16 protein-coding genes are annotated in these 19,068 nt (G+C 42.8%); 10 read left to right on the forward strand and 6 right to left on the reverse strand.

What is annotated here, in order from left to right; translation table 11 throughout:
• Positions 1-70: 70 nt before the first annotated feature.
• Positions 71-913, forward strand: coding sequence for an S-formylglutathione hydrolase (fghA, locus tag L1286_RS11845; RefSeq protein ID WP_235407262.1), 843 nt, complete (start codon positions 71-73; stop codon positions 911-913).
• Between the two features lie 99 nt (positions 914-1,012).
• Here fghA and L1286_RS11850 read toward each other — a convergent pair whose 3' ends face one another.
• Entirely contained in the window at positions 1,013-2,914 is a 1,902-nt protein-coding gene (locus L1286_RS11850; protein WP_235407263.1) for a beta-ketoacyl synthase, read from the reverse strand.
• A 122-nt stretch (positions 2,915-3,036) separates the two neighbouring features.
• Between L1286_RS11850 and L1286_RS11855 the strand changes: the two genes are divergently transcribed.
• Entirely contained in the window at positions 3,037-4,026 is a 990-nt protein-coding gene (locus tag L1286_RS11855) for a GlxA family transcriptional regulator (protein ID WP_235407264.1), read from the forward strand.
• Here L1286_RS11855 and L1286_RS11860 read toward each other — a convergent pair whose 3' ends face one another.
• The 5 genes from L1286_RS11860 to L1286_RS11880 form a co-directional block, all read right to left on the reverse strand.
• Positions 4,027-4,503 carry a transcription elongation factor GreAB gene (locus L1286_RS11860; RefSeq protein ID WP_235407265.1) on the reverse strand — a complete coding sequence of 159 codons (477 nt, stop codon included), beginning with the start codon at positions 4,501-4,503 and terminating at the stop codon, positions 4,027-4,029.
• A gap of 62 nt (positions 4,504-4,565) precedes the next feature.
• Positions 4,566-6,455, reverse strand: coding sequence for a hypothetical protein (locus L1286_RS11865; protein ID WP_235407266.1), 1,890 nt, complete (start codon positions 6,453-6,455; stop codon positions 4,566-4,568).
• 9 nt (positions 6,456-6,464) lie between these two features.
• Entirely contained in the window at positions 6,465-7,541 is a 1,077-nt protein-coding gene (locus L1286_RS11870) for a hypothetical protein (RefSeq protein WP_235407267.1), read from the reverse strand.
• Positions 7,542-7,598: 57 nt separating this feature from the next.
• Positions 7,599-10,673 carry a hypothetical protein gene (locus L1286_RS11875; protein ID WP_235407268.1) on the reverse strand — a complete coding sequence of 1,025 codons (3,075 nt, stop codon included), beginning with the start codon at positions 10,671-10,673 and terminating at the stop codon, positions 7,599-7,601.
• A 458-nt stretch (positions 10,674-11,131) separates the two neighbouring features.
• Complete coding sequence (locus L1286_RS11880) at positions 11,132-11,572, reverse strand: hypothetical protein (RefSeq protein WP_235407269.1); 441 nt, start codon at positions 11,570-11,572, stop codon at positions 11,132-11,134.
• A 333-nt stretch (positions 11,573-11,905) separates the two neighbouring features.
• Here L1286_RS11880 and ccoN point away from each other — a divergent pair, with 333 nt between their 5' ends.
• The 8 genes from ccoN to L1286_RS11920 all read left to right on the forward strand — a co-directional run bounded on the left by ccoN (position 11,906) and on the right by L1286_RS11920 (position 18,945).
• Positions 11,906-13,339 carry a cytochrome-c oxidase, cbb3-type subunit I gene (gene ccoN / locus L1286_RS11885; protein WP_063357257.1) on the forward strand — a complete coding sequence of 478 codons (1,434 nt, stop codon included), beginning with the start codon at positions 11,906-11,908 and terminating at the stop codon, positions 13,337-13,339.
• Between the two features lie 12 nt (positions 13,340-13,351).
• Complete coding sequence (ccoO, locus tag L1286_RS11890; RefSeq protein ID WP_235407270.1) at positions 13,352-13,972, forward strand: cytochrome-c oxidase, cbb3-type subunit II; 621 nt, start codon at positions 13,352-13,354, stop codon at positions 13,970-13,972.
• 6 nt (positions 13,973-13,978) lie between these two features.
• Positions 13,979-14,164 carry a cbb3-type cytochrome oxidase subunit 3 gene (locus tag L1286_RS11895; RefSeq protein ID WP_046355371.1) on the forward strand — a complete coding sequence of 62 codons (186 nt, stop codon included), beginning with the start codon at positions 13,979-13,981 and terminating at the stop codon, positions 14,162-14,164.
• Positions 14,161-15,126 carry a cytochrome-c oxidase, cbb3-type subunit III gene (gene ccoP, locus L1286_RS11900; protein WP_235407271.1) on the forward strand — a complete coding sequence of 322 codons (966 nt, stop codon included), beginning with the start codon at positions 14,161-14,163 and terminating at the stop codon, positions 15,124-15,126. Before L1286_RS11895 ends, ccoP begins: the two co-directional genes overlap by 4 nt.
• 121 nt (positions 15,127-15,247) lie before the next feature.
• Complete coding sequence (locus L1286_RS11905; protein ID WP_235407272.1) at positions 15,248-15,739, forward strand: FixH family protein; 492 nt, start codon at positions 15,248-15,250, stop codon at positions 15,737-15,739.
• Positions 15,740-15,744: 5 nt separating this feature from the next.
• Positions 15,745-18,117, forward strand: a complete 2,373-nt coding sequence (locus L1286_RS11910) for a heavy metal translocating P-type ATPase (RefSeq protein ID WP_235407273.1) — start codon at positions 15,745-15,747, stop codon at positions 18,115-18,117.
• On the forward strand, positions 18,114-18,287 hold the full coding sequence (gene ccoS / locus L1286_RS11915; protein ID WP_039609023.1) for a cbb3-type cytochrome oxidase assembly protein CcoS: 174 nt from the start codon (positions 18,114-18,116) through the stop codon (positions 18,285-18,287). The genes L1286_RS11910 and ccoS overlap by 4 nt, the downstream gene beginning before the upstream one ends.
• Complete coding sequence (locus tag L1286_RS11920) at positions 18,274-18,945, forward strand: sulfite exporter TauE/SafE family protein (RefSeq protein WP_235407274.1); 672 nt, start codon at positions 18,274-18,276, stop codon at positions 18,943-18,945. Before ccoS ends, L1286_RS11920 begins: the two co-directional genes overlap by 14 nt.
• Positions 18,946-19,068 lie beyond the last annotated feature (123 nt).

Raw genomic sequence — 19,068 nt, forward strand, 5'->3', positions numbered from 1 at the left:
GACGGTAATTTTCCATTGCCGTCACTCGCACATAATTCGATACAACTAAACTAAAGGCACTTACTCAAGCATGGAATTAATTAGCGAAAACAAAGTTTTTGGCGGTTGGCATAAGCGTTACAAACACCAAAGTCAGGCCAATAATTGTGAGATGACTTTTGCTGTATACTTGCCAGAACAGGCCAGTTATAAAAAGGTACCTGCCCTGTATTGGCTGTCTGGATTGACCTGCAATGATGAAAACTTTATGCAAAAAGCTGGCGTGTTTAAATATGCCAACGAATGTGGCATTGCCATCATCGCACCAGATACAAGTCCGCGTGGTGAGGACGTTGCTGATGACCCTGTAGGCGCCTATGATTTTGGCCTAGGCGCTGGGTTTTACGTTGATGCGACTGAACTTCCTTTTGCACAGCATTATAATATGTACACGTACATTACCACCGAACTGCCCAACCTTATTAATGCGCACTTTCCCGTAAACAGCAAAAAAAGCATCAGTGGACACTCTATGGGCGGACACGGTGCATTGATCATCGGTTTACGAAATAGCGTATCGTACGAAAGCATATCTGCGTTCGCGCCAATCTCAAATCCCATTGATAGTCCTTGGGGCAAAAAGGCTCTGACGGGGTATCTGGGAGAGAACCAAGCAGCATGGACGAAGTATGATGCAACGGAATTAATTAAAGCATCTGCATACGATAGGAAGTTACCAATCAAAATAGACCAAGGTGGTGCGGACCAGTTTTTAGAAGCGCAGTTAAAGCCGACGAAATTACTAGAAGCAGCAAAAGACAGTACCTATGATATCGAGTACCAAAGCCATGATGGGTATGATCATAGCTACTTTTTCATATCATCGTTTATAGAAACCCACATTGCGTTTCACGCACAGTTTTTGAAAGACTGAAATAGCGAACTGATAAAAATAACGGTGTAATAACTGGGTTTGCAAGAACGAAAAAAGGCGCTTTTCCTTAGCGCCTTTAACTGCTTAACATTAATTCTATTACTTACTTATATCTTGGTACTGGTTGAATCCATTTAAAGATATTGCCTGTTCAAACCCAGGTATTTGCAGCATGTCTTGATCAAGTACTAATTCAGACTCGTCTATCATGCCATTACCAAATCGATAAATAAGTTCGTATTGACCCAGATCAGCGGCAGTTTTGTATTCTTGCTGAACAGCCGTTGTGCTTGTCAGTTTTTGTTTGTAGTTACTCAGCACTTCTTCATCATGACGTTTTTGCAATAGGCTCAGCGTCACTTTAGGAGAAAACACAGTCGCCGTCGCGTTGTTACCACCGAAACCTTTAGAGTTGATAAACGCGACATCCATCTCACCACAGTCATAATGCGTGGTACGAATATCAAGGTGCTCGTTCCACACATCGTCTGCCACCTTATCGATTGTCGTGATACCCGGCATGATATTATGAGTGAATACGCCAAGTGCCATAGCAAGTTGATCACCCGATGCTGGGGCAATCGTGTGGCCAACGAACGCTTTTGGCGCTGCTAACTTCCAACCCTCAATAGAAAACGCTTCCGCAACTTTGTGGTATATGGCCGACTCGGTCACCCGGTTTTGTGGTGTACTTGAACCATGAGCAAGAATAAAGCTGCGTTTTTGTATTGAGTCTGTACCTACAATTTGTTGCGCCAATGCAACCGATTTTGCCATGGTAATGTAGTTGCCTGGGCCTGGTGCCGTAATTGACTTTTTAACACCATCCGCATTCACAAATACATCGACCACAGAACCCATCACTTGTGCACCAAGTTCTAATGCCAGTTTGTCGTCCATTAAAATTGCTACTTGCGCACCTTCACCAATGGTGAAGCCACAGTTTTCACCAAACGGACGGCTAGTTCTGCGATGGTCTGCAACGTCAGAATTATCAAGCTTTTTCAAGCCTTCTTCATTGGCAAGCGCCCCCATATTGCCAAAGCCTTCGATGACTTCTGGCGTCAATGCACATTCAACACTGGCTACAACCGCAATGCGCGTGCGTCCAGCTTGAATATCATTCACTGCGGCTCTCAAGTTGTATAAAAATGTTGCGCACGCACCCGTCGTAGAAAAGGTTGTGCCAACACTGCCTGTCACATAGGCATTGATGAAGTCAGTAGACATTGTATTTAGTCCCAGCGCCAGTTGCTTTGTACTGACGCGATCGCCCTTCAAGCGACTGCGAACAAGACCGCCAAGCCCTTCAGCATCCATTTGACCAGCAACAGATGCCGAATACGTTCCAATTTCATCAGGCTTGACGCTATTCATTACAGCATCCCAATCTAGACCTGTTGACTTGATGGCATCTGTCGCTGCGAAAATAGTCGCTTGTAAACCTCGGGGTTGATACCTACTATTATACAAATTCGCAGGTTCAAACCCTGTTGGTAATTGACCGGCAGCTTTTATAGGATTGTCTCTATAACTGTCATGTTTAAATTCCAGCTGCTCAGGTACTCTAACGCTCACCATTTTTGGTTCAATTTCTTCAACAACCCAGCTACTAGGTACCGGCGATGGTAAATCACGCTTTCGGCATGTAAAGGCGATCCCCTCACTGCTGTTTGCCGTAACCGTCAGCTTTTGCTGCCAATGCGTTGCATCGACATCAAAGTGATTTTTTTCAATTTTTCTGATTAGAGTGCCATCAATTATCTGTTGGCCAAATTTCTCTTCAATTTCACCAACGCTAACAGCCTCGCCATCTTGCGATACTAATTGGCCATCTTTAAAAGACACCAAATTCATTAGCGTAGCGAGGCCAAGAAAAGTTTCCTCTCTCGCAGCATCATCAAGTTTATCAAGTATAATTCTTCGGTAACCTTGGTGGAACGACGTACGCCCCGCAGCGTTAATGCCGCCCATACCGACAATGATTGGTAATGCTGTCATATATAACTCATCTAAAACTTATTTGTTGCAATAATTCTAGAATGAAGTAGATAATATAACTTTACAAAACCCGCCACTAATAATGCATTTTTCGCCAACATAAAGAGGTCAGACGAGTTTTTATGACGTATATTAAAATAGCACTTACTTTATATGAACAATTATTGATCACCAGCGTCACTTTGCCGATTGAAATGTTGCGTGCAGGAGAAGCATTTGCAAAGCGTCACTGCCAAGCGTCTTATTTGCCACTGGAAATAGACTGCTTGAGTCATTCAGGACAACCCGTAAAGACATCGATGGGTATCTCTATGGATATTCAATCTAATTTCGTCACATTACGGGATTACGACTACATTATTGTACCGAGCATTTGGCGTAACCCAAGACCCGTGGTGGCAAACAATCCGTTACTAGCAAGTAACCTATCTGAGGCATGGCATCATGGGGCCACATTAATCGGCGTAGGCACGGGAGTGTGTTTTTTAGCAGAGTCAGGCTTGCTTGATAGCCACTCTGCCACAACACACTGGCATTATGCGAAACAATTTATTAAAAACTACAGTAACGTGGATTTGAAACCCGATTACTTTATTACTCAATCTGATCGTATATATACGGTGGCTAGCCTCAATGCCCTAGCTGACGTTGTGGTGCATTTGATTGGACAGTTTTACGGCAAAGACGCCGCGAATCACGTTCAACAGAACTTTTCTCACGAAATCAGAAAGCCATATGAAGAACAACGCTACCTGGAAGGTGCCGTCGACAGACATAGCGATGAACAAATCGCTGCTATTCAATTTTGGTTGAAAAACAACGCTAGCGCTATATCCTCGTTAAGTGAGGTTGCTGAACAATTCGATATGAGTTATCGAAGTTTTAATCGCAGATTCAAAGCCGCAACGGGAAAAACGGCCATCAACTACGTACAAGAGGTCAGAATACAACAAGCATCTGAACTCCTGTCTTCTACCAATTTAAGTATTCAGGATATCGCATTGACAGTCGGGTTTACCTCTCAGAGCCAACTTTCACGGGCTTTCAAAGAGCAGATGAATCAAACCCCTAGCAACTACAGGCAAATAGTCAGGAAGAAGCTCTTCTCATAATTATAAAATAGCGTCTACATACAAATATTGAGTGCGACCGTTAAAGTTAAATTCGATCTCATCTTCGAGACATTTACGGTAAAGCACTTGCCCTAGCGGCGATGCTACTGTCAAAACCATTACTTGTGTTTGTGCGATTTGAATTTTGAGGCCGCCCTCAGCAGGGCCTATGTAGTACCAGCTTTTGGACTCAGCTTCATCAGCAATCTGTACCAAAGCGCCTTCAACAATATGGGGCTCAGGGTTTAGATTATAGGATGCTTCAAACTGATGAATAGCCCGAATCGCTTGTTCAACTCGTTCACTTTGACCCTCAGCTAGGTACCCTGATTCAATACTTAATGAGTCATATTGGGTTTCAGCCGCACTTTGCTCGTGTATCGCGTCTTGGCGAGCACTGTCTGCGGCAGCCTTCGCTTCATAAAGCTTCCCTTCAAGCGCAAATTTGAGCGCTTCAATCACAACTATCTTTTTCACAGGTATCTCTTAATACAAAAAAAAGGGCCAGTTGGCCCTTTCATGAATATTGATATTCTATATTAAAATAAAGACTCAAAGCTACCATCAGGAAACAAAACCCCTGGCACACGTCTTATTGTCCTGACGTCTCCAACCAGTTTATCTCCAAAATAGAACCCGCCAGTAAATAGCGTATCTTTCTTCTTTATATCAATCCAATATCCATCTCGACCACGAACAATAAGGTTGATATTGCCACCGACGTTGGTCACGGTAATCTCGCTTACATGCTCACCCAATACCATCGCGATATCTGCTGTGCCAAAATTAGATAAAGTATCAGGCTCACCATCCATTTGCAGACGCAAGCCCTTAGCACCGTTTAACGCGAGCTCTAACTGTACACCTACGGTGATATCAAGCTCTTCATTAAGTGCAAGCGGAGAACGCTCATTTGCATATAACCTAATTGGCGTATTTTGATTGGGAGTGTTTAAGACACCGTCTATCGACAAGAAAGGGATGATTGTTTTCGTTAACTTGATACTGAGAGGCTCTCGAATCAAGTCCAGTGTAATATCCCCTGTCAAACTCGCATTCTGTTGCGTTAATTCGAGCGCCCCTATTGCAGATGCTATACCCACAACTTCTTGAACGTTGCTCGGATCGAAACTGGCTTTAGTGACGATTTCAAAGCGCTCAAATGACACCGCTAGGTTAGTACCAGGCTTTTTAACAGAGCCGCCGCCGGTTCCTACTATCTTGTCACCCAATGTTGGGCTTATTCGCCATTCGGGTACTGTGATATCTAGATCAACCTCGAACCCTCGACGCACTCCACTGACTTGCCACCTGAAACTAGGTTGCGTTTCATAGCTAATATTTAGCCCAGGAAGGTCATATTCACCAGGTGTAGAACCTTGAAACGGAGAGACGTGTTTCACCGCGTCACCAATCACTTCTCCGATTGTAACAAAGGCTTCTTGTGCATCATTGCTGGCAATGTTTTCGACGTCTTCCAATTTTTGTTTTAGTTCGTCACTATACTGTTCTTCTTGCAGCCTCAAAACACCTAGCGCATTCCTCACTTCATCGAGCAAATCTTTGTTGTAAGGAACAATGGTGTCTTGGCTTTTTTGCAGTGGCCGTAACCTAAACAGCTCATTAACTTCGAGTAGCGTTCTTGCCGCATCCTCACGATATAAAATATTAGATCCTTCCCCCATTAATGTGTCTGCTAGATATTCATTTGCAAATGTGATGTATGACGACCAGATTTCGTTTTCTTGCTGCATTTGACCATTGAACGCATCAGAGAATTGAACAGAGCTCGCAACATCAGACGTAAACTGCTGCATTATATCCGCATAAACCATGGCATTCGCGATATATTCAGCTTTTCGCTTCTGAAGCACCGTGTTGATTGTCAGCTGATAATGTGGGGTCGCAGTCAATGATAAGACTCGACTGTCATAGTTGTCTGTGGAAATAGCACTCGAATATGAAGAAAAAAACAGTTGGTTGGAACCAGGCACTGGCAATGCGGTCAACGCGAGGTTTATTTTTGCATCTACAGGCTCTTCAAAGTCTATTTCATTGTTACCATTTAGATCATTTGGGTCATTCAACTTAGAGCGACCACAGCCAGTAACTTTAGGGCAAAATACTTGGTCGCTGTCTGGTTCAAATGTAAATTGGTATTGCCCACCGACAAGCAGTGTGATCTCGAATGCATTGAGAGACGCCACTTGATGACGTTCCGTAGAGCTCTCTTTTAAATTGGTTATTTCCAGCGTTCCTTTATCACTTACATAAGGTGGCATGTAAAACGCTATCTTGGCCTCAAATTGCTCATTGATATTATTGCCGGATCCAGGTTGAATGTCAGAAACTTGAGGGGCATCAGCACCGCTTCCTCCGCACCCGAGCAGAGCAGCAGACAGCGCATATATCGCACTTAACTTTTTCATAATTACTCCCTAAAATGCCAACTTCAAATACCAGTTAACATTCGCATAATACGCATCATCTAGATCTAATTTGTCTGTTTTAATAGAAGCACCAAAATACTTGTTCGCTATGCCAACCTCGACGGCTTTCGAGTGACTTTCATACCCAGTGAAGACCTTCCAATCATCACTAAAGTAGTAATTCACATTCCCTTGAACAAATGTGTCGTTGTTAAAAAAGCGGGTAAATAAATCAACAGAAAATTGATTGTTAATTCGATAGGAAATATCAAAATAATAACGCGCATCATGCTCAAACGAATAGTCTATTTCGCCTCCAAAAGCAGAGGTGCGAAGACGAATAGAGGGCTCTGTTACAATGCTGTCCCCCTGCTCTATAAAGGGGACATCAGTCGTGAAGCCATTGACAAAACCAGCCCCTTTATATTGTGTCTCGTTGATTAAATCCAACGCCCTAAGTGATAAGTAAAGATCATCATTTAGCTGCCAATTAATTGCCAAATCAAAAGAGTATCCTTTACCATCTGGTCGCTCTTCTGGCGTAAAAGTTTTAAATAAGATGTCTCTAGAAAAAAAGTACTCGGTTTCTAATGCACCTTTAATTTCATCACTAAAAACCGTACCATCGACGACCGCATCTTGAAAGTGGGCACTTTGAAAATAAGTAATTTTGGGCGTGATTGTCAGACCGTGTCCAAGTGTTTTAATGTCATAGGCTAAAAACACACCATGGGTAGTCGATTGTTTTCCTTTGAGTAAATAGCGATAGTTTCTCTTTTCAAATGGTAAGTCGTTCTTTTCCAGGTAAGTAAACAAAGCGGTATCAGGGTCAAATTCTAGTACATAGTTATATCTACTTTGTGCACCAATAGAGACCCCTTTGTACTTCACTCCAAGCTCAAAAACATTATATGTAAAGGCGCTATCTCCCGCTGTTAAGGGATGATCAAATTCATCTAAAAAAGACTTCACAGGCTGAGCTTCGGTGTAAATCTCAGAGTCAAAATGGTGAAGAAACTCAATATCTGCAGCGTATACCGTTGACGCAGTGCATAACGCTAAGGTGGTAAAACAGGATTTTATCATAAGCAAGTAAAACAAAGGCGGAACTAGTTCCGCCTTCCCTTTGTTATTATATTATTTTTAATTGCCTGATTGGCCTAAAAAGTCTATGTCTGTGTAATCAATTGATACACCATCAATGTAGGTAACTCTGAAACCATTCTCTATTTCAAGCACATCTCCTACCTTTAACGGCGTAGTATTGTTATTTACGGATACTTCCCCGACTAACGGTGCATCAGAATCAACCAGATTTACCTTGAATGCGTAGCCATTAAACAGATCCAACGTGACATTAGCAGTGCCTAATTCATCAATGCCATTTGCATTCCTCAAGTCTAGCTTAATACTCATTGCCAACCCTTCGGTTGTGCCACTGATATTAACTTGAGCCACTTCCACGGCATCGTCCACAAATAAAGACGTTGGGTTACCATTCAAATCTTCAGACGTCATTACGGCATGCATGGTGCCATCGAAACCATATTGCCCATCAATAAACTCAACAATGTTAAACGTTTCAGCTTTGGAAGCTTCAAAGTCTTTCGCATCTTCAATGGTGGAAATATTACCATCTATTGAAATAACAGAGCATGATGCATTAGGTGTTGCGATGATGTCTAACGCCCAACGTTCGCATTCTGCGAGATCTGGGGATTTTACTTCAACAGTTTGCCCCTCTATGGCTTTTAAAATACCACTCCAAGTGAGAATTATTCTACTTGATGCACCTGAGTTAACTTGCGCAACAGCCGACACCTCTGTACCTTCTTGGGCATTTTTCAGCTCAATTTGGTAACCATCTGTATCGTATGTATACGTCCAGTCAGGATAATTTGGTGCCGTGCCTGAATGCTGCCCCGAACCTAAATCTTGTTCCCATATATCTCGGACAACATCGTACACAACTTCACCAGCATTAAAGACGGAATCTGCACCTTCTTTGGTCACAAAGTTAATAGAGGTAAGCCTTGTTGTGCCTTCCTTTCCTCTTGCGATGTCAGAGCTAGACTCAATTTCAGTTTTCAGAGCTCGAATTGTCTGCTCTTTCGCTCTAAATGCTGTAATGTCAGTGTTTAACTGAGCTTCTATTGCAATAACATCCGCAAGAATTTGTTCCGCTTCCTCTTTTTGCGCGTCTGAAGCTGACGCAACGTAACCTTCTGCACGCGTTTTCGCCAAAGCAACATCACTGACTATTGCATCAATGCCACTATTTATTTCACCAAACAACTCAATAGCACTTTGTGCAGTTGCAACCGCTACTTGCAAGGAAGCTGTATCAGTCGCCGCAGCGAACTGACTTTTTGCATCTTCGACTGTATTATCTAGCGTACTATTTTGTGCATTGAATGCGTTTTGAGTTTCTGCAATTCGCATAAGGGCCGTTTCAGCAAGTACTTTATCCGCATTGCTACCTGAACCGATTGCGTCCACTGCTTTCTGTAGCTCAGCACTCGCACTGGCAGAGAGTGTTGCATAGTTTGTGTTCAGTGTTTCTGTATTTTGCAATAACGCTTGCCCAGAAGTGAATATGGTTTGGGCCGCATTGGTTAAGCTTGCAAAAGACTCCGCACTGGTCACGATTAGCGTTACTTCAGCAATTAAATTTGTAATATCTCCAACCAAATCAGCTGAAGCGATCTCAACGACCAAACCATCTGCTAGTTGTAGATAGGCCGATCTTTGAGCATCTGTTTCTATTGTTTGACCAGCCGCAACAACATTGGCTAACGTAGTGTTAAGCGCATCAAACTTTTCATTTAAAGTTGCGTATCTTGCTTGAGCCGAAGTCAAAGCCTCATTAAGCTGTGTGACACCCTCATTTATTAATGATTGATCTTCTGAGTCACATTCATCACCAGTACAACCCAAATCTTCTACTGCTTTCTTAGAATCCTCTGCAGCACCTTCTAGGGTTGATTCGTCGGTTGCTCCCGATTCGATAGCATTGTCACGTGCATCTTTGGCTTTATCAGCCAAATCGGAGACGACATCATCGCTTAGCTCTGGGGCAACTTCTTTCAATGCTTGTTTGATCGCTTCGATATCACCGCTTGCAATTGCAACAAAAACCGTCGCGGTTTTGCTCACTTCTTCTTGAAGCGTATTAGCAAGTGACGCTACGGCTTGATTACTACTCCCTTTTACAGCACCGGCTGAGACACCATCTTTCAAAGTGCCAAGCACCGTATCTAAGGTCACATTGTCACCACTGTTCGAGGCAATATTTTGTAACGTCGATGCGACATTAATCAGCGCAAGCGTACCGGAATCAATCACATCTTCCGAACCAACATTGGTAAAGTCTACCGCGCCCCCACTAGAGATATCACCAGCTAGCAATACTGCTTCTTTTGTAGCTTCAGGGCCAAGTAATAGTAATAGCGTACTCAAACTTGCTTTAGATATTGCCGCAGCCGATATTTCATTGCCGTTTTGTGATTCAGATTGCAGTAGTGCAGAAGCAAGACTGGTAAAGATAGTTGCATTCGCGGTATATGATTTTGTCGTCCCCTCAGCCCCCTTAGCCTTTCGATTCGCTTGTGCGGTGATTTGTTTCACCACGTTGAGTGTTAAGTCGTCTTGGTACCACTCGTCGAAATCAACTGCCAAGTTAGCATTGGTATCTAGGCTAGATGCAGCGCTGAAGCTACCACAGCCTAAAATAGCATCACATTTGATAAACCCGCTCGTTTTTGTCGTTTTGACGGTGATATATAGCGAACCACTGAAACTTTGGTCGATATAAAAACCGTATGTTCCATCATCTGCGGTTTGCAAAGAACTTGGACTTCCGGCAATAATTTGCGCGGTTGCTTTCGCGACTGCTTCACTTTCAGTAGATGAGGTCGCTTTCTCTTCTACACTGCCCAGTTCAGCCCTAAATGCGACATCAATTAACTCGCCATTTTTAAGCTCTTTAACTGTCAATTGGGCATCTCTCATTGTACCTTTAACGGCTTTTCCCGAAACAAACACATTGAACTCAGCAGTTGCAGTACCTTCTACATCGACAGGATCAACGGGGGTTACAGGATCGACAGGAACTACTGAGGCTCCATCTTCACTATCAAATAGACTACAACCAGATAAACCGAGAGTTAACGCCAGCGATGCCGCTACTGGGGTAAGGTAAATTTTTTTATTCACCACTGAGGCCTCCTTAATATGCCCAAGATTTTTCTTTTAGTTATGTAAAGCTTAGTTGCAAAAGAGTAAAACTCTAGCGTTGGCAAATATTTTTTTGTTGGTTTTTTGATACTTAGCCTGCATGTCTGATTGCTTTTCAAGCACACCCAACACAACTCAAGCACTCAAAATTGCAACATTAAAACCACCAAACGCAACAATCCTGCAAAGGAAGATCAAAATAAAAGCAAGCTTGTTATTTTCATGAAAACAAATTTACAACAAAAAGGCAATAAACAGATCTAGTAAACATTTAAGAGGATAATTTCGCCAAAAATAACAAAGCAAATCAAAATAGTTACAAAACAAACAAAAAACCAAACTAAAAGTACAAAAATAATACACCCCTCAAGTCATGCGTGTTGCTTGACGCACCGCACTAAATCCCTTACTTGGATACATCCAGTAGGTGTCTGAAAGCATTATCGGTAGGTATAAATAGTCGCAGAAAAGCGTACTTCCTTATTATTGGTATCAAAGAATTTAAGGCGCCATTGCATCTCAGCTAAATTACAAGCACCGACCATGGCCTCTCCACGCCATTGCCCTCCCCCCGCATTAACTAATGTGATTGGTATTTTCCCCATATACATAGACACCCCTTCCAAATAAGCGCTTTGGATTTCTATCGGATCATCAATCTCGAGCACCACATTGAATGGTGTTTCTGGTTTTGGCGCAAGGGAGCTCACCCAAAACTTAACTCCCTCCGCCAAAAAACAAGGTTTTTCAAGCGTGCAATTTTTAGATTCAACTGAACGTTCACTTTTTTCTGAACTTTCATGTATACTTAAATACAAGTCTGAACAAGACACCACAAAAGAAACCAAAAATACCGCTGCGAATGTTGAAAAATAGCGCATAATTTAAACTAACATCAGGCTTATAATTGAGCTTAATGTTACGCTTTTAGATAGATTTGAGCCAGTCAAGTTTAAGTGGTGCCTAGATTACAAGCAGCGAAACTAGGTGGTTGTAATCAACTCACCGAAAATTTGATTGATGTCATGCTTTAGGGTGTTTTAGGTATCTTTTGTTTTGCAAAAAAATTATTATTTCCTTGCAAAAATAAGGGTTTCTCAGGCTTGCTTCATCACATTTAGCGTACTGAAAGCGAGCTTGTTGAAATATAAAAGTAGGGCCTGTTTTACAGGTTATTCATTTCTAATCGCATAAACTGCAGCGGAATCCAGAAAATGAGCCAAACAGTAGCATCACAAACTGAGTACAATTATAAAGTTGTACGCCAATTCGCTATAATGACAGTGATTTGGGGCATCGTTGGCATGGGTGTAGGTGTCTTTATCGCAGCGCAACTCGCTTGGCCTGCTTTAAACTTCGACATTCCATGGTTAACTTACTCTCGACTTCGTCCGTTACACACGAACGCTGTTATTTTCGCATTTGGTACAAGTGCACTATTCGCAACGTCTTATTACGTCGTTCAGCGCACCTGTCAAACGCGTTTATTCTCCGACAAACTAGCTTCATTCACATTTTGGGGCTGGCAAGCAATTATCGTTGCAGCCGCAATCACGTTACCATTGGGTATAACGAGCTCGAAAGAGTATGCTGAGCTGGAGTGGCCAATTGATATTGCAATCGCTGTTGTTTGGGTCACCTATGCAGTGGTTTTTTTCGGCACGCTTATCAACCGAAAAGTGTCGCACATCTATGTTGCTAACTGGTTCTATGCAGGTTTTATCATTACCGTTGCTGTTTTACACATCGTCAACAGCATGGCCGTTCCTGTTTCACTTACTAAATCTTACTCAATCTATGCAGGTGCTGTTGATGCGATGGTTCAATGGTGGTATGGACACAACGCTGTAGGTTTCTTACTTACCGCTGGTTTCTTAGGCATGATGTATTATTTTGTTCCTAAACAAGCTGGTCGCCCCGTATATTCTTACCGCTTATCTGTTGTACACTTCTGGGCCCTAGTTTCTCTTTATATCTGGGCAGGCCCTCACCACTTACATTACACAGCATTACCTGACTGGACACAATCTCTGGGTATGGTTATGTCAGTTATCTTATTCGTTCCTTCATGGGGCGGTATGATTAACGGTATCATGACGCTTTCAGGTGCTTGGCATAAACTACGTACAGACCCTGTGCTGCGTTTCCTTGTTGTTTCTCTCTCTTTTTATGGTATGTCTACTTTCGAAGGCCCAATGATGGCGATCAAATCTGTGAATGCGCTATCTCACTATACAGACTGGACGGTTGGCCACGTACATTCAGGCGCACTTGGTTGGGTAGCTATGATATCTATCGGTGCTATTTACCACCTAATTCCCGCGTTATTTGGTCACTCAAATATGTATAGCGTCAAACTGGTCAATACGCATTTCTGGTTGCACACAGTAGGCGTTGTCCTTTACATCGTAGCCATGTGGATCTCGGGTGTTATGCAAGGCCTAATGTGGCGCGCAGTAAACTCTGATGGCACGTTAATGTATAGCTTTGTACAGTCACTTGAAGCTTCTTATCCATTTTATGTTATGCGCTTCCTAGGTGGTGTGTTCATCGTTGTTGGTATGCTCGTTATGGCTTACAACGTATACCGTACAGTTACTGCTAAAAGTGGCTCTCTTGCTACTGATGCAAACACACAAATGGCTTAAGAGGTATCGATTATGAGCAACAATGGTTCTACTAATAAACATGAAATTGTAGAAAAAAATGTCGGCTTAATGGCTATTCTAACCGTGTTCGCAATCAGCTTTGGTGCACTGGTAGAAATTACGCCACTGATGTTCCAAAAAGACACGACTCAACCGGTGGACGGGTTACGCCCACTGACCGCACTTGAAATGGAAGGAAGGGATATTTATGTGCGAGAAGGTTGTTACAACTGTCACTCACAAATGATCCGCCCGTTTCGCGACGAAGTTGAGCGCTATGGACACTATTCAGTCGCAGGTGAATCAGTATGGGATCACCCTTTCCAATGGGGTTCAAAACGCACCGGGCCTGATCTTGCACGTGTTGGCGGTCGTTACTCGGACGACTGGCACTACGCACACTTGATGGACCCACGCTCGGTAGTTCCTGAGTCGAATATGCCAGGGTACCCTTGGCTCGAAGAGAACGTTTTGGATGGTAAATTAACCGCCAAGAAGCTTGAGATCTTTAAAAACTTTGGTGTGCCTTACACCGATAAAGATATTCATGATGCAAAAGCTGCTGTTGAGGGCAAAACAGAAATGGAAGCACTCATCGCATACTTGCAACAACTTGGCACGCATTTGAAGTAATTGATTATGGATTACGGCACATACAGAGGCATTTTAACTCTGGTAATTTTAGTACTGTTCATTGTGATTGTTGTGTGGGCTTACAGCAAGCGTACAAAAAGTCGTTTTGATGATGCTGCGAAAGCAATTTTTGATGACGAAATTAAACATGACAACACGATCTCAAAAGAGGAAAAGGAGTCTGAAAAATGACTAGCTTTTGGAGTATTTGGGTCATTGTACTGACCCTAGCATGTCTGGCTCTGATATTTGGCCTGCTTGTTTGGAACCTGAAAAACTATACAGGAGTCGAAGAAGGCGCGAGCTGTGGACACGAGTTTGACGGCATCGAAGAATTAAATAATCCCCTTCCTAAGTGGTGGACTTATATGTTCTTCGCCACCTTTGTTTGGTCTGTTTACTACCTCGCAATGTACCCAGGTTTAGGTAACTTTGCTGGATTACTGGGTTGGACGAGCTCTAACCAAGGTGTCACTTCCATTGAAGAATCTAAACAAGCGGTATTAAACGCGAAGGAGAACGGCCATTGGGTGCAATTGGATAAAGAGTTTGAAGCAGCAGATGAACGCTTTGGTCCAATATTTAAAGCATTTGCACAACAAGATGTGCTTGCACTTGCTGACAATAGCGAAGCGCTTGAAATAGGCCAGCGCCTGTACGCACAAAACTGCGCACAATGCCACGGTTCAGATGCTCGGGGCGGATTAGGTTTCCCTAACCTAACTGATAAAGATTGGTTATACGGAGGAAGCCCTGACCAGATCAAAGAAACGCTATTGAACGGTCGCATAGCGGCAATGCCCGGCTGGGAAGCAGCACTTGGCGAACAAGGCGTAGAAGAAATGACAGCATATGTTTTGAGTTTATCTGGTCGTAAGGTAAACCAAAAAGACGCTGATGCTGGCAAGAGTAAGTTCGCCCTTTGTGCAGCGTGCCACGGCATGGATGGTAAGGGCTCTGTCGCTCATAACTTACCATTTGGCGCCCCAGACCTAACAGACAATATCTGGTTGTACGGCGGTTCTCAGCGCGCTGTTGAAGAATCTGTACGTCATGGTCGCGCAGGGGTTATGCCTGCATGGAAAGACATATTAGGTGAAGACAAAGTTCACTTATTGACGGCATATGTCTATAGCTTATCACAAGACAAATAAGCGAGCTTTGAGCAATCTAGTAGGCCTCCGGTAGCGGGGGCTTACTTTTAAAACCTAAACTTAACAGATATATTCAAACATATTTTAAGTACACAACAACATTGTAAAGTAGTGAACAATTATGAATCCAACTCCGTGGTATAAGAATTTTTGGCCTTGGTTTTTAATGTTTTTCCCGCTCGTCACGATTATAGCGTGCGTCATTTTGGTGAGTGTCGCCGTAGGCAATGGGCCTGATATGGTCGTTGATGACTACTACAAAAAAGGCAAAGCAATTAACTTAGAGTTAAGCAAGTTCAATAAAGCAAAGGCGCTATACCTTCACGGGGACCTACTTGTCGAAAATGATAGAGTCAGTTTTAGTTTTACTAAAGGCGATCATAGTAAAGTAAATGCACTCAAAGTTTCTTTTTACCACCGAACAATCAAAGAATATGATTTTTCTCTCAACCTACTTGCCAATGCAAGTGGCGCGTTTACAGGGCTACTTGAACAGCCTCATCAAGGTGCATTCACCGTGTTTATTGAGCCGATGGATGGCAGTTGGAAAATAAAAGAAAACTTACAGCTACCCTCTGAGAAAGTAATATCAATTACACCACAGTATAAGTAGGCAGTATGACAAAAAGTTGTTTTCATTGCCTTGAACCAGTGCCAATTGGATTCAATGGCGAGGTTATTTTTGAAGGAGTCGCAAACCCTGTTTGCTGTACCGGCTGCCAAGCGGTAGCCGAGACTATCCTCGCTCAAGGTATGAGCGATTACTACAAATTTAGAACGCAAACCAATGGTAAAGTTGAACAACTAGTTCCCGAAAAACTCAAAGAACTACTCAGCTATGACAACCAAGATATACAAAAAGACTTTGTAGGCCAACAGGGTGACCTAAAAGAAGTCTTACTCAGTGTTGAGGGGATCAGCTGCGCGGCATGCGCATGGCTCATTGAAAAGCAACTCCTTGCAATTTCAGGTGTAAAGCGCGTTGACGTAAATACCTCCACCCACCGGGCGATGATTTTGTGGCAAGATGAAAATACTAAGCTCAGTGAAATAATCGCGTCACTCATGCACATTGGATATAAAGCCTACCCTTTTCAAGCTGACGAAGAAGCCTACCAAAAGCAAGTAGTCGCTAAAGCATATATGAGGCGCCTAGGTGTTGCGGGTCTGATGACAATGCAAGTTATGATGTTTGCTTTTGCGATGTATTTTGGCATGTTTTCTGGCATGGATGAGGGGTTTGAACAATATTTCAGATGGATCAGTTTGGTCTTAGCTTCCCCAGTTATTTTATATTCTGCCCTGCCCTTTTTGACCAATGCGGTAAAAGGCCTGAAAAGCAAGCAGCTCAATATGGACCTACCCGTGTCGCTCGCTATCTTTGGCGCCTATGGCGCGAGCTGCTATGCCACGGTGATGTCTGTCGGTGAAGTGTATTTTGAATCTATTTGTATGTTTACGTTCTTGCTCTTGCTCGGTAAATACTTAGAGTTTAGAGCCAGAATGAAAGCCAGCGAGTTCACCGCAAACTTACAAAAACTCCTGCCACTCACCGCGAGAAAATTATCCGGCCAGATTGAAGAGGTTATTGCCGCCAAGAGTTTACAGCTAAACGATCTTATTTTGATTAAGCCTGGTGAAACAATCCCAGCAGATGGCCTTGTCGTAGAAGGTAGCAGTACCGTAGATGAGTCCATGATGACCGGTGAACACCTTCCAATAAAAAAATTTGAGCGCCACCAAGTGTACGCAGGGACTTTAAATCACGATGGTGTTATCACAGTCAAAATCAATAAAGTTGGGCAAAATACATTAATAAACCAAATCATTAAGCTTCAACACAATGCGTTGATGAAGCGGCCCAAGATTGTCGAAATCACAGACAAAGTCGCGCAGTGGTTTGTAGCTTGTTTACTTATAGTCGCCTCTTTTACCGCAATTGGGTGGTATCATGTAGAACCAGAGCATGCGTTTTGGGTCACCATAGCGGTACTCGTAGCAACGTGCCCCTGCGCGCTTAGTTTAGCGATCCCGACAGCCCTAACCTGCGCGGTAGCCACATTAACCAAAAAGGGAATATTGATAAAAGAAAGCCACGTCTTAGAAACCGCCCCTAAAATTACCCGCTACGCTTTTGACAAAACAGGGACTTTAACCGAGGGACGCTTTTCTATTGTCGAGACAACAATTATCAATAAAATGTATACCGAACAAGAAGTGTTTGCCTTGGCTGGTGCGCTAGAAAGGTACTCTGAACACCCAATTGCGAAAGCATTTGTTTCAAACTCTGAGGTTGTTTTTGATGTTTCATCTCCAGAAGTTAAAACAGGCTATGGCGTAAGCGGCCGTATAAACAATCAAGACATTTCGATAGGTAAACCTGCTTGGTTTAACAACCACGCTTCTTTTGCACAAGCGACACTCTTTGTTGATAAGCAGCCGATCGCTGACTTTTATCTTCAAGATAAAGTACGCGACAGCGCACATAAAGTCGTGGCTTTTTTACAAAGTAAGCACCTTACCTGCCATATGTTAACTGGGGACAGCTCGAACGCAGCAAAAAATCTGGCTGATGAGCTGGGTTTAGACTCATACAGACACGCTTGCTCTCCAAAAGATAAGCAACAGAGTGTTGAGCTGTGGTCTAGCGAGCAAGATATCGTCGCAATGGTCGGTGACGGTGTAAATGATAGCCCTGTATTTAACAGTGCACACCTCTCTATTGCGATGGAAACCGGTGCTGATATTTCAAAAAATACAGCAGATGTAGTACTGTTAAATAGTGATTTAAACTCACTAGAAACACTACAAAATGTTGCGGTGAAAACGAAACAAATCATCAAGCAAAACTTGACGATATCCCTACTATATAACGGGTCTATTTTACCGTTGGCAGCATTAGGCATGGTACCCCCATGGCTTGCTGTGATTGGTATGTCGGCAAGTTCTATCGTTGTAATTTCAAACTCACTAAGGTTGCTGAAATTATGAGTATTATTTACGTATTAATTCCCATTGCCATTCTATTTGTTGTCATCGCAATAGGAGTATTTTTCTGGGCGGTGAAAAGCGAGCAATTTTCGGATTTAAACAAACAAGCTCACAGCATTTTGTTTGAAGATGACAAAGAGCAGCATAAAAAGAGTAATGATGGAAATTAACTTAACTGGTGCCTTTTTTATGGGGCTCGCAGGAAGTGGACACTGTCTTGCTATGTGTGGTGGTGTGGCTTCAAGCCTCCAATTCGCCCAAGATAAACAGCATCCATTAGTTGTTGCATTCTTATACAACCTAGGCAGGCTGTTGAGCTATGCGACCGCGGGTATGTTAGTTGCATTGTTAGGGACTTCTTTCGCAAAACAAAACTCGTCTTTTGCGATCGGTCTTTCGTACTTAAGCGGTATTTTTATGCTTTTAGTGGGCCTGTACATTATGCGTTTTGTAGGCACATTAAACTGGCTTGAAAAACTTGGGAATTTTTTCATTTGGCAACGCATCGTCAAACTTAATAAATATATTCTCCCCATTGATACCAAGAAAAAAGCATTAGCTTATGGTGCGCTTTGGGGTTGGCTACCTTGTGGCTTAGTGTACAGTGCTTTGGTTTGGAGCTTACACGCTTCAAGCCCATTTTATGGCGCCTTAACAATGGTCGCATTTGCTCTTGGTACCTTTCCAGCATTGATCGTTGCGGGTCAATCTGCGCAAGTTTTGAATCAATTTTTGAATCACCCAGTCACGCGAGTAATACTTGGAAATTTGTTTGTTTGGTATGGGTTTTACCTGATTATTGTTACTAGTCACAAATTAGTACTTTAATCTGGTTTTATGATTGGCATTGTAAGATAATACCAATCATATCTTAGGCGATTAGAAGCAGGAGTTTTTATTCGCCTAAAACGTGAAAGTTCTAGACCAAAGACCGGAAACGCTTAATGCCTG

Source organism: Pseudoalteromonas sp. SMS1, assembly GCF_021530565.1.
GTDB lineage: Bacteria > Pseudomonadota > Gammaproteobacteria > Enterobacterales > Alteromonadaceae > Pseudoalteromonas.

What these genes read in the sequence shown, in the direction of transcription:
- L1286_RS11865 (WP_235407266.1), bottom strand. Translation starts at nt 6,455, where the DNA reads ATGAAAAAGTTAAGTGCGATATATGCGCTGTCTGCTGCTCTGCTCGGG.
- fghA (WP_235407262.1), top strand. Translation starts at nt 71, where the DNA reads ATGGAATTAATTAGCGAAAACAAAGTTTTTGGCGGTTGGCATAAGCGT.
- L1286_RS11850 (WP_235407263.1), bottom strand. Translation starts at nt 2,914, where the DNA reads ATGACAGCATTACCAATCATTGTCGGTATGGGCGGCATTAACGCTGCG.
- L1286_RS11910 (WP_235407273.1), top strand. Translation starts at nt 15,745, where the DNA reads ATGACAAAAAGTTGTTTTCATTGCCTTGAACCAGTGCCAATTGGATTC.
- L1286_RS11880 (WP_235407269.1), bottom strand. Translation starts at nt 11,572, where the DNA reads ATGCGCTATTTTTCAACATTCGCAGCGGTATTTTTGGTTTCTTTTGTG.
- ccoO (WP_235407270.1), top strand. Translation starts at nt 13,352, where the DNA reads ATGAGCAACAATGGTTCTACTAATAAACATGAAATTGTAGAAAAAAAT.
- ccoN (WP_063357257.1), top strand. Translation starts at nt 11,906, where the DNA reads ATGAGCCAAACAGTAGCATCACAAACTGAGTACAATTATAAAGTTGTA.
- L1286_RS11895 (WP_046355371.1), top strand. Translation starts at nt 13,979, where the DNA reads ATGGATTACGGCACATACAGAGGCATTTTAACTCTGGTAATTTTAGTA.
- L1286_RS11870 (WP_235407267.1), bottom strand. Translation starts at nt 7,541, where the DNA reads ATGATAAAATCCTGTTTTACCACCTTAGCGTTATGCACTGCGTCAACG.
- ccoS (WP_039609023.1), top strand. Translation starts at nt 18,114, where the DNA reads ATGAGTATTATTTACGTATTAATTCCCATTGCCATTCTATTTGTTGTC.
- L1286_RS11855 (WP_235407264.1), top strand. Translation starts at nt 3,037, where the DNA reads ATGACGTATATTAAAATAGCACTTACTTTATATGAACAATTATTGATC.
- ccoP (WP_235407271.1), top strand. Translation starts at nt 14,161, where the DNA reads ATGACTAGCTTTTGGAGTATTTGGGTCATTGTACTGACCCTAGCATGT.
- L1286_RS11920 (WP_235407274.1), top strand. Translation starts at nt 18,274, where the DNA reads ATGATGGAAATTAACTTAACTGGTGCCTTTTTTATGGGGCTCGCAGGA.
- L1286_RS11905 (WP_235407272.1), top strand. Translation starts at nt 15,248, where the DNA reads ATGAATCCAACTCCGTGGTATAAGAATTTTTGGCCTTGGTTTTTAATG.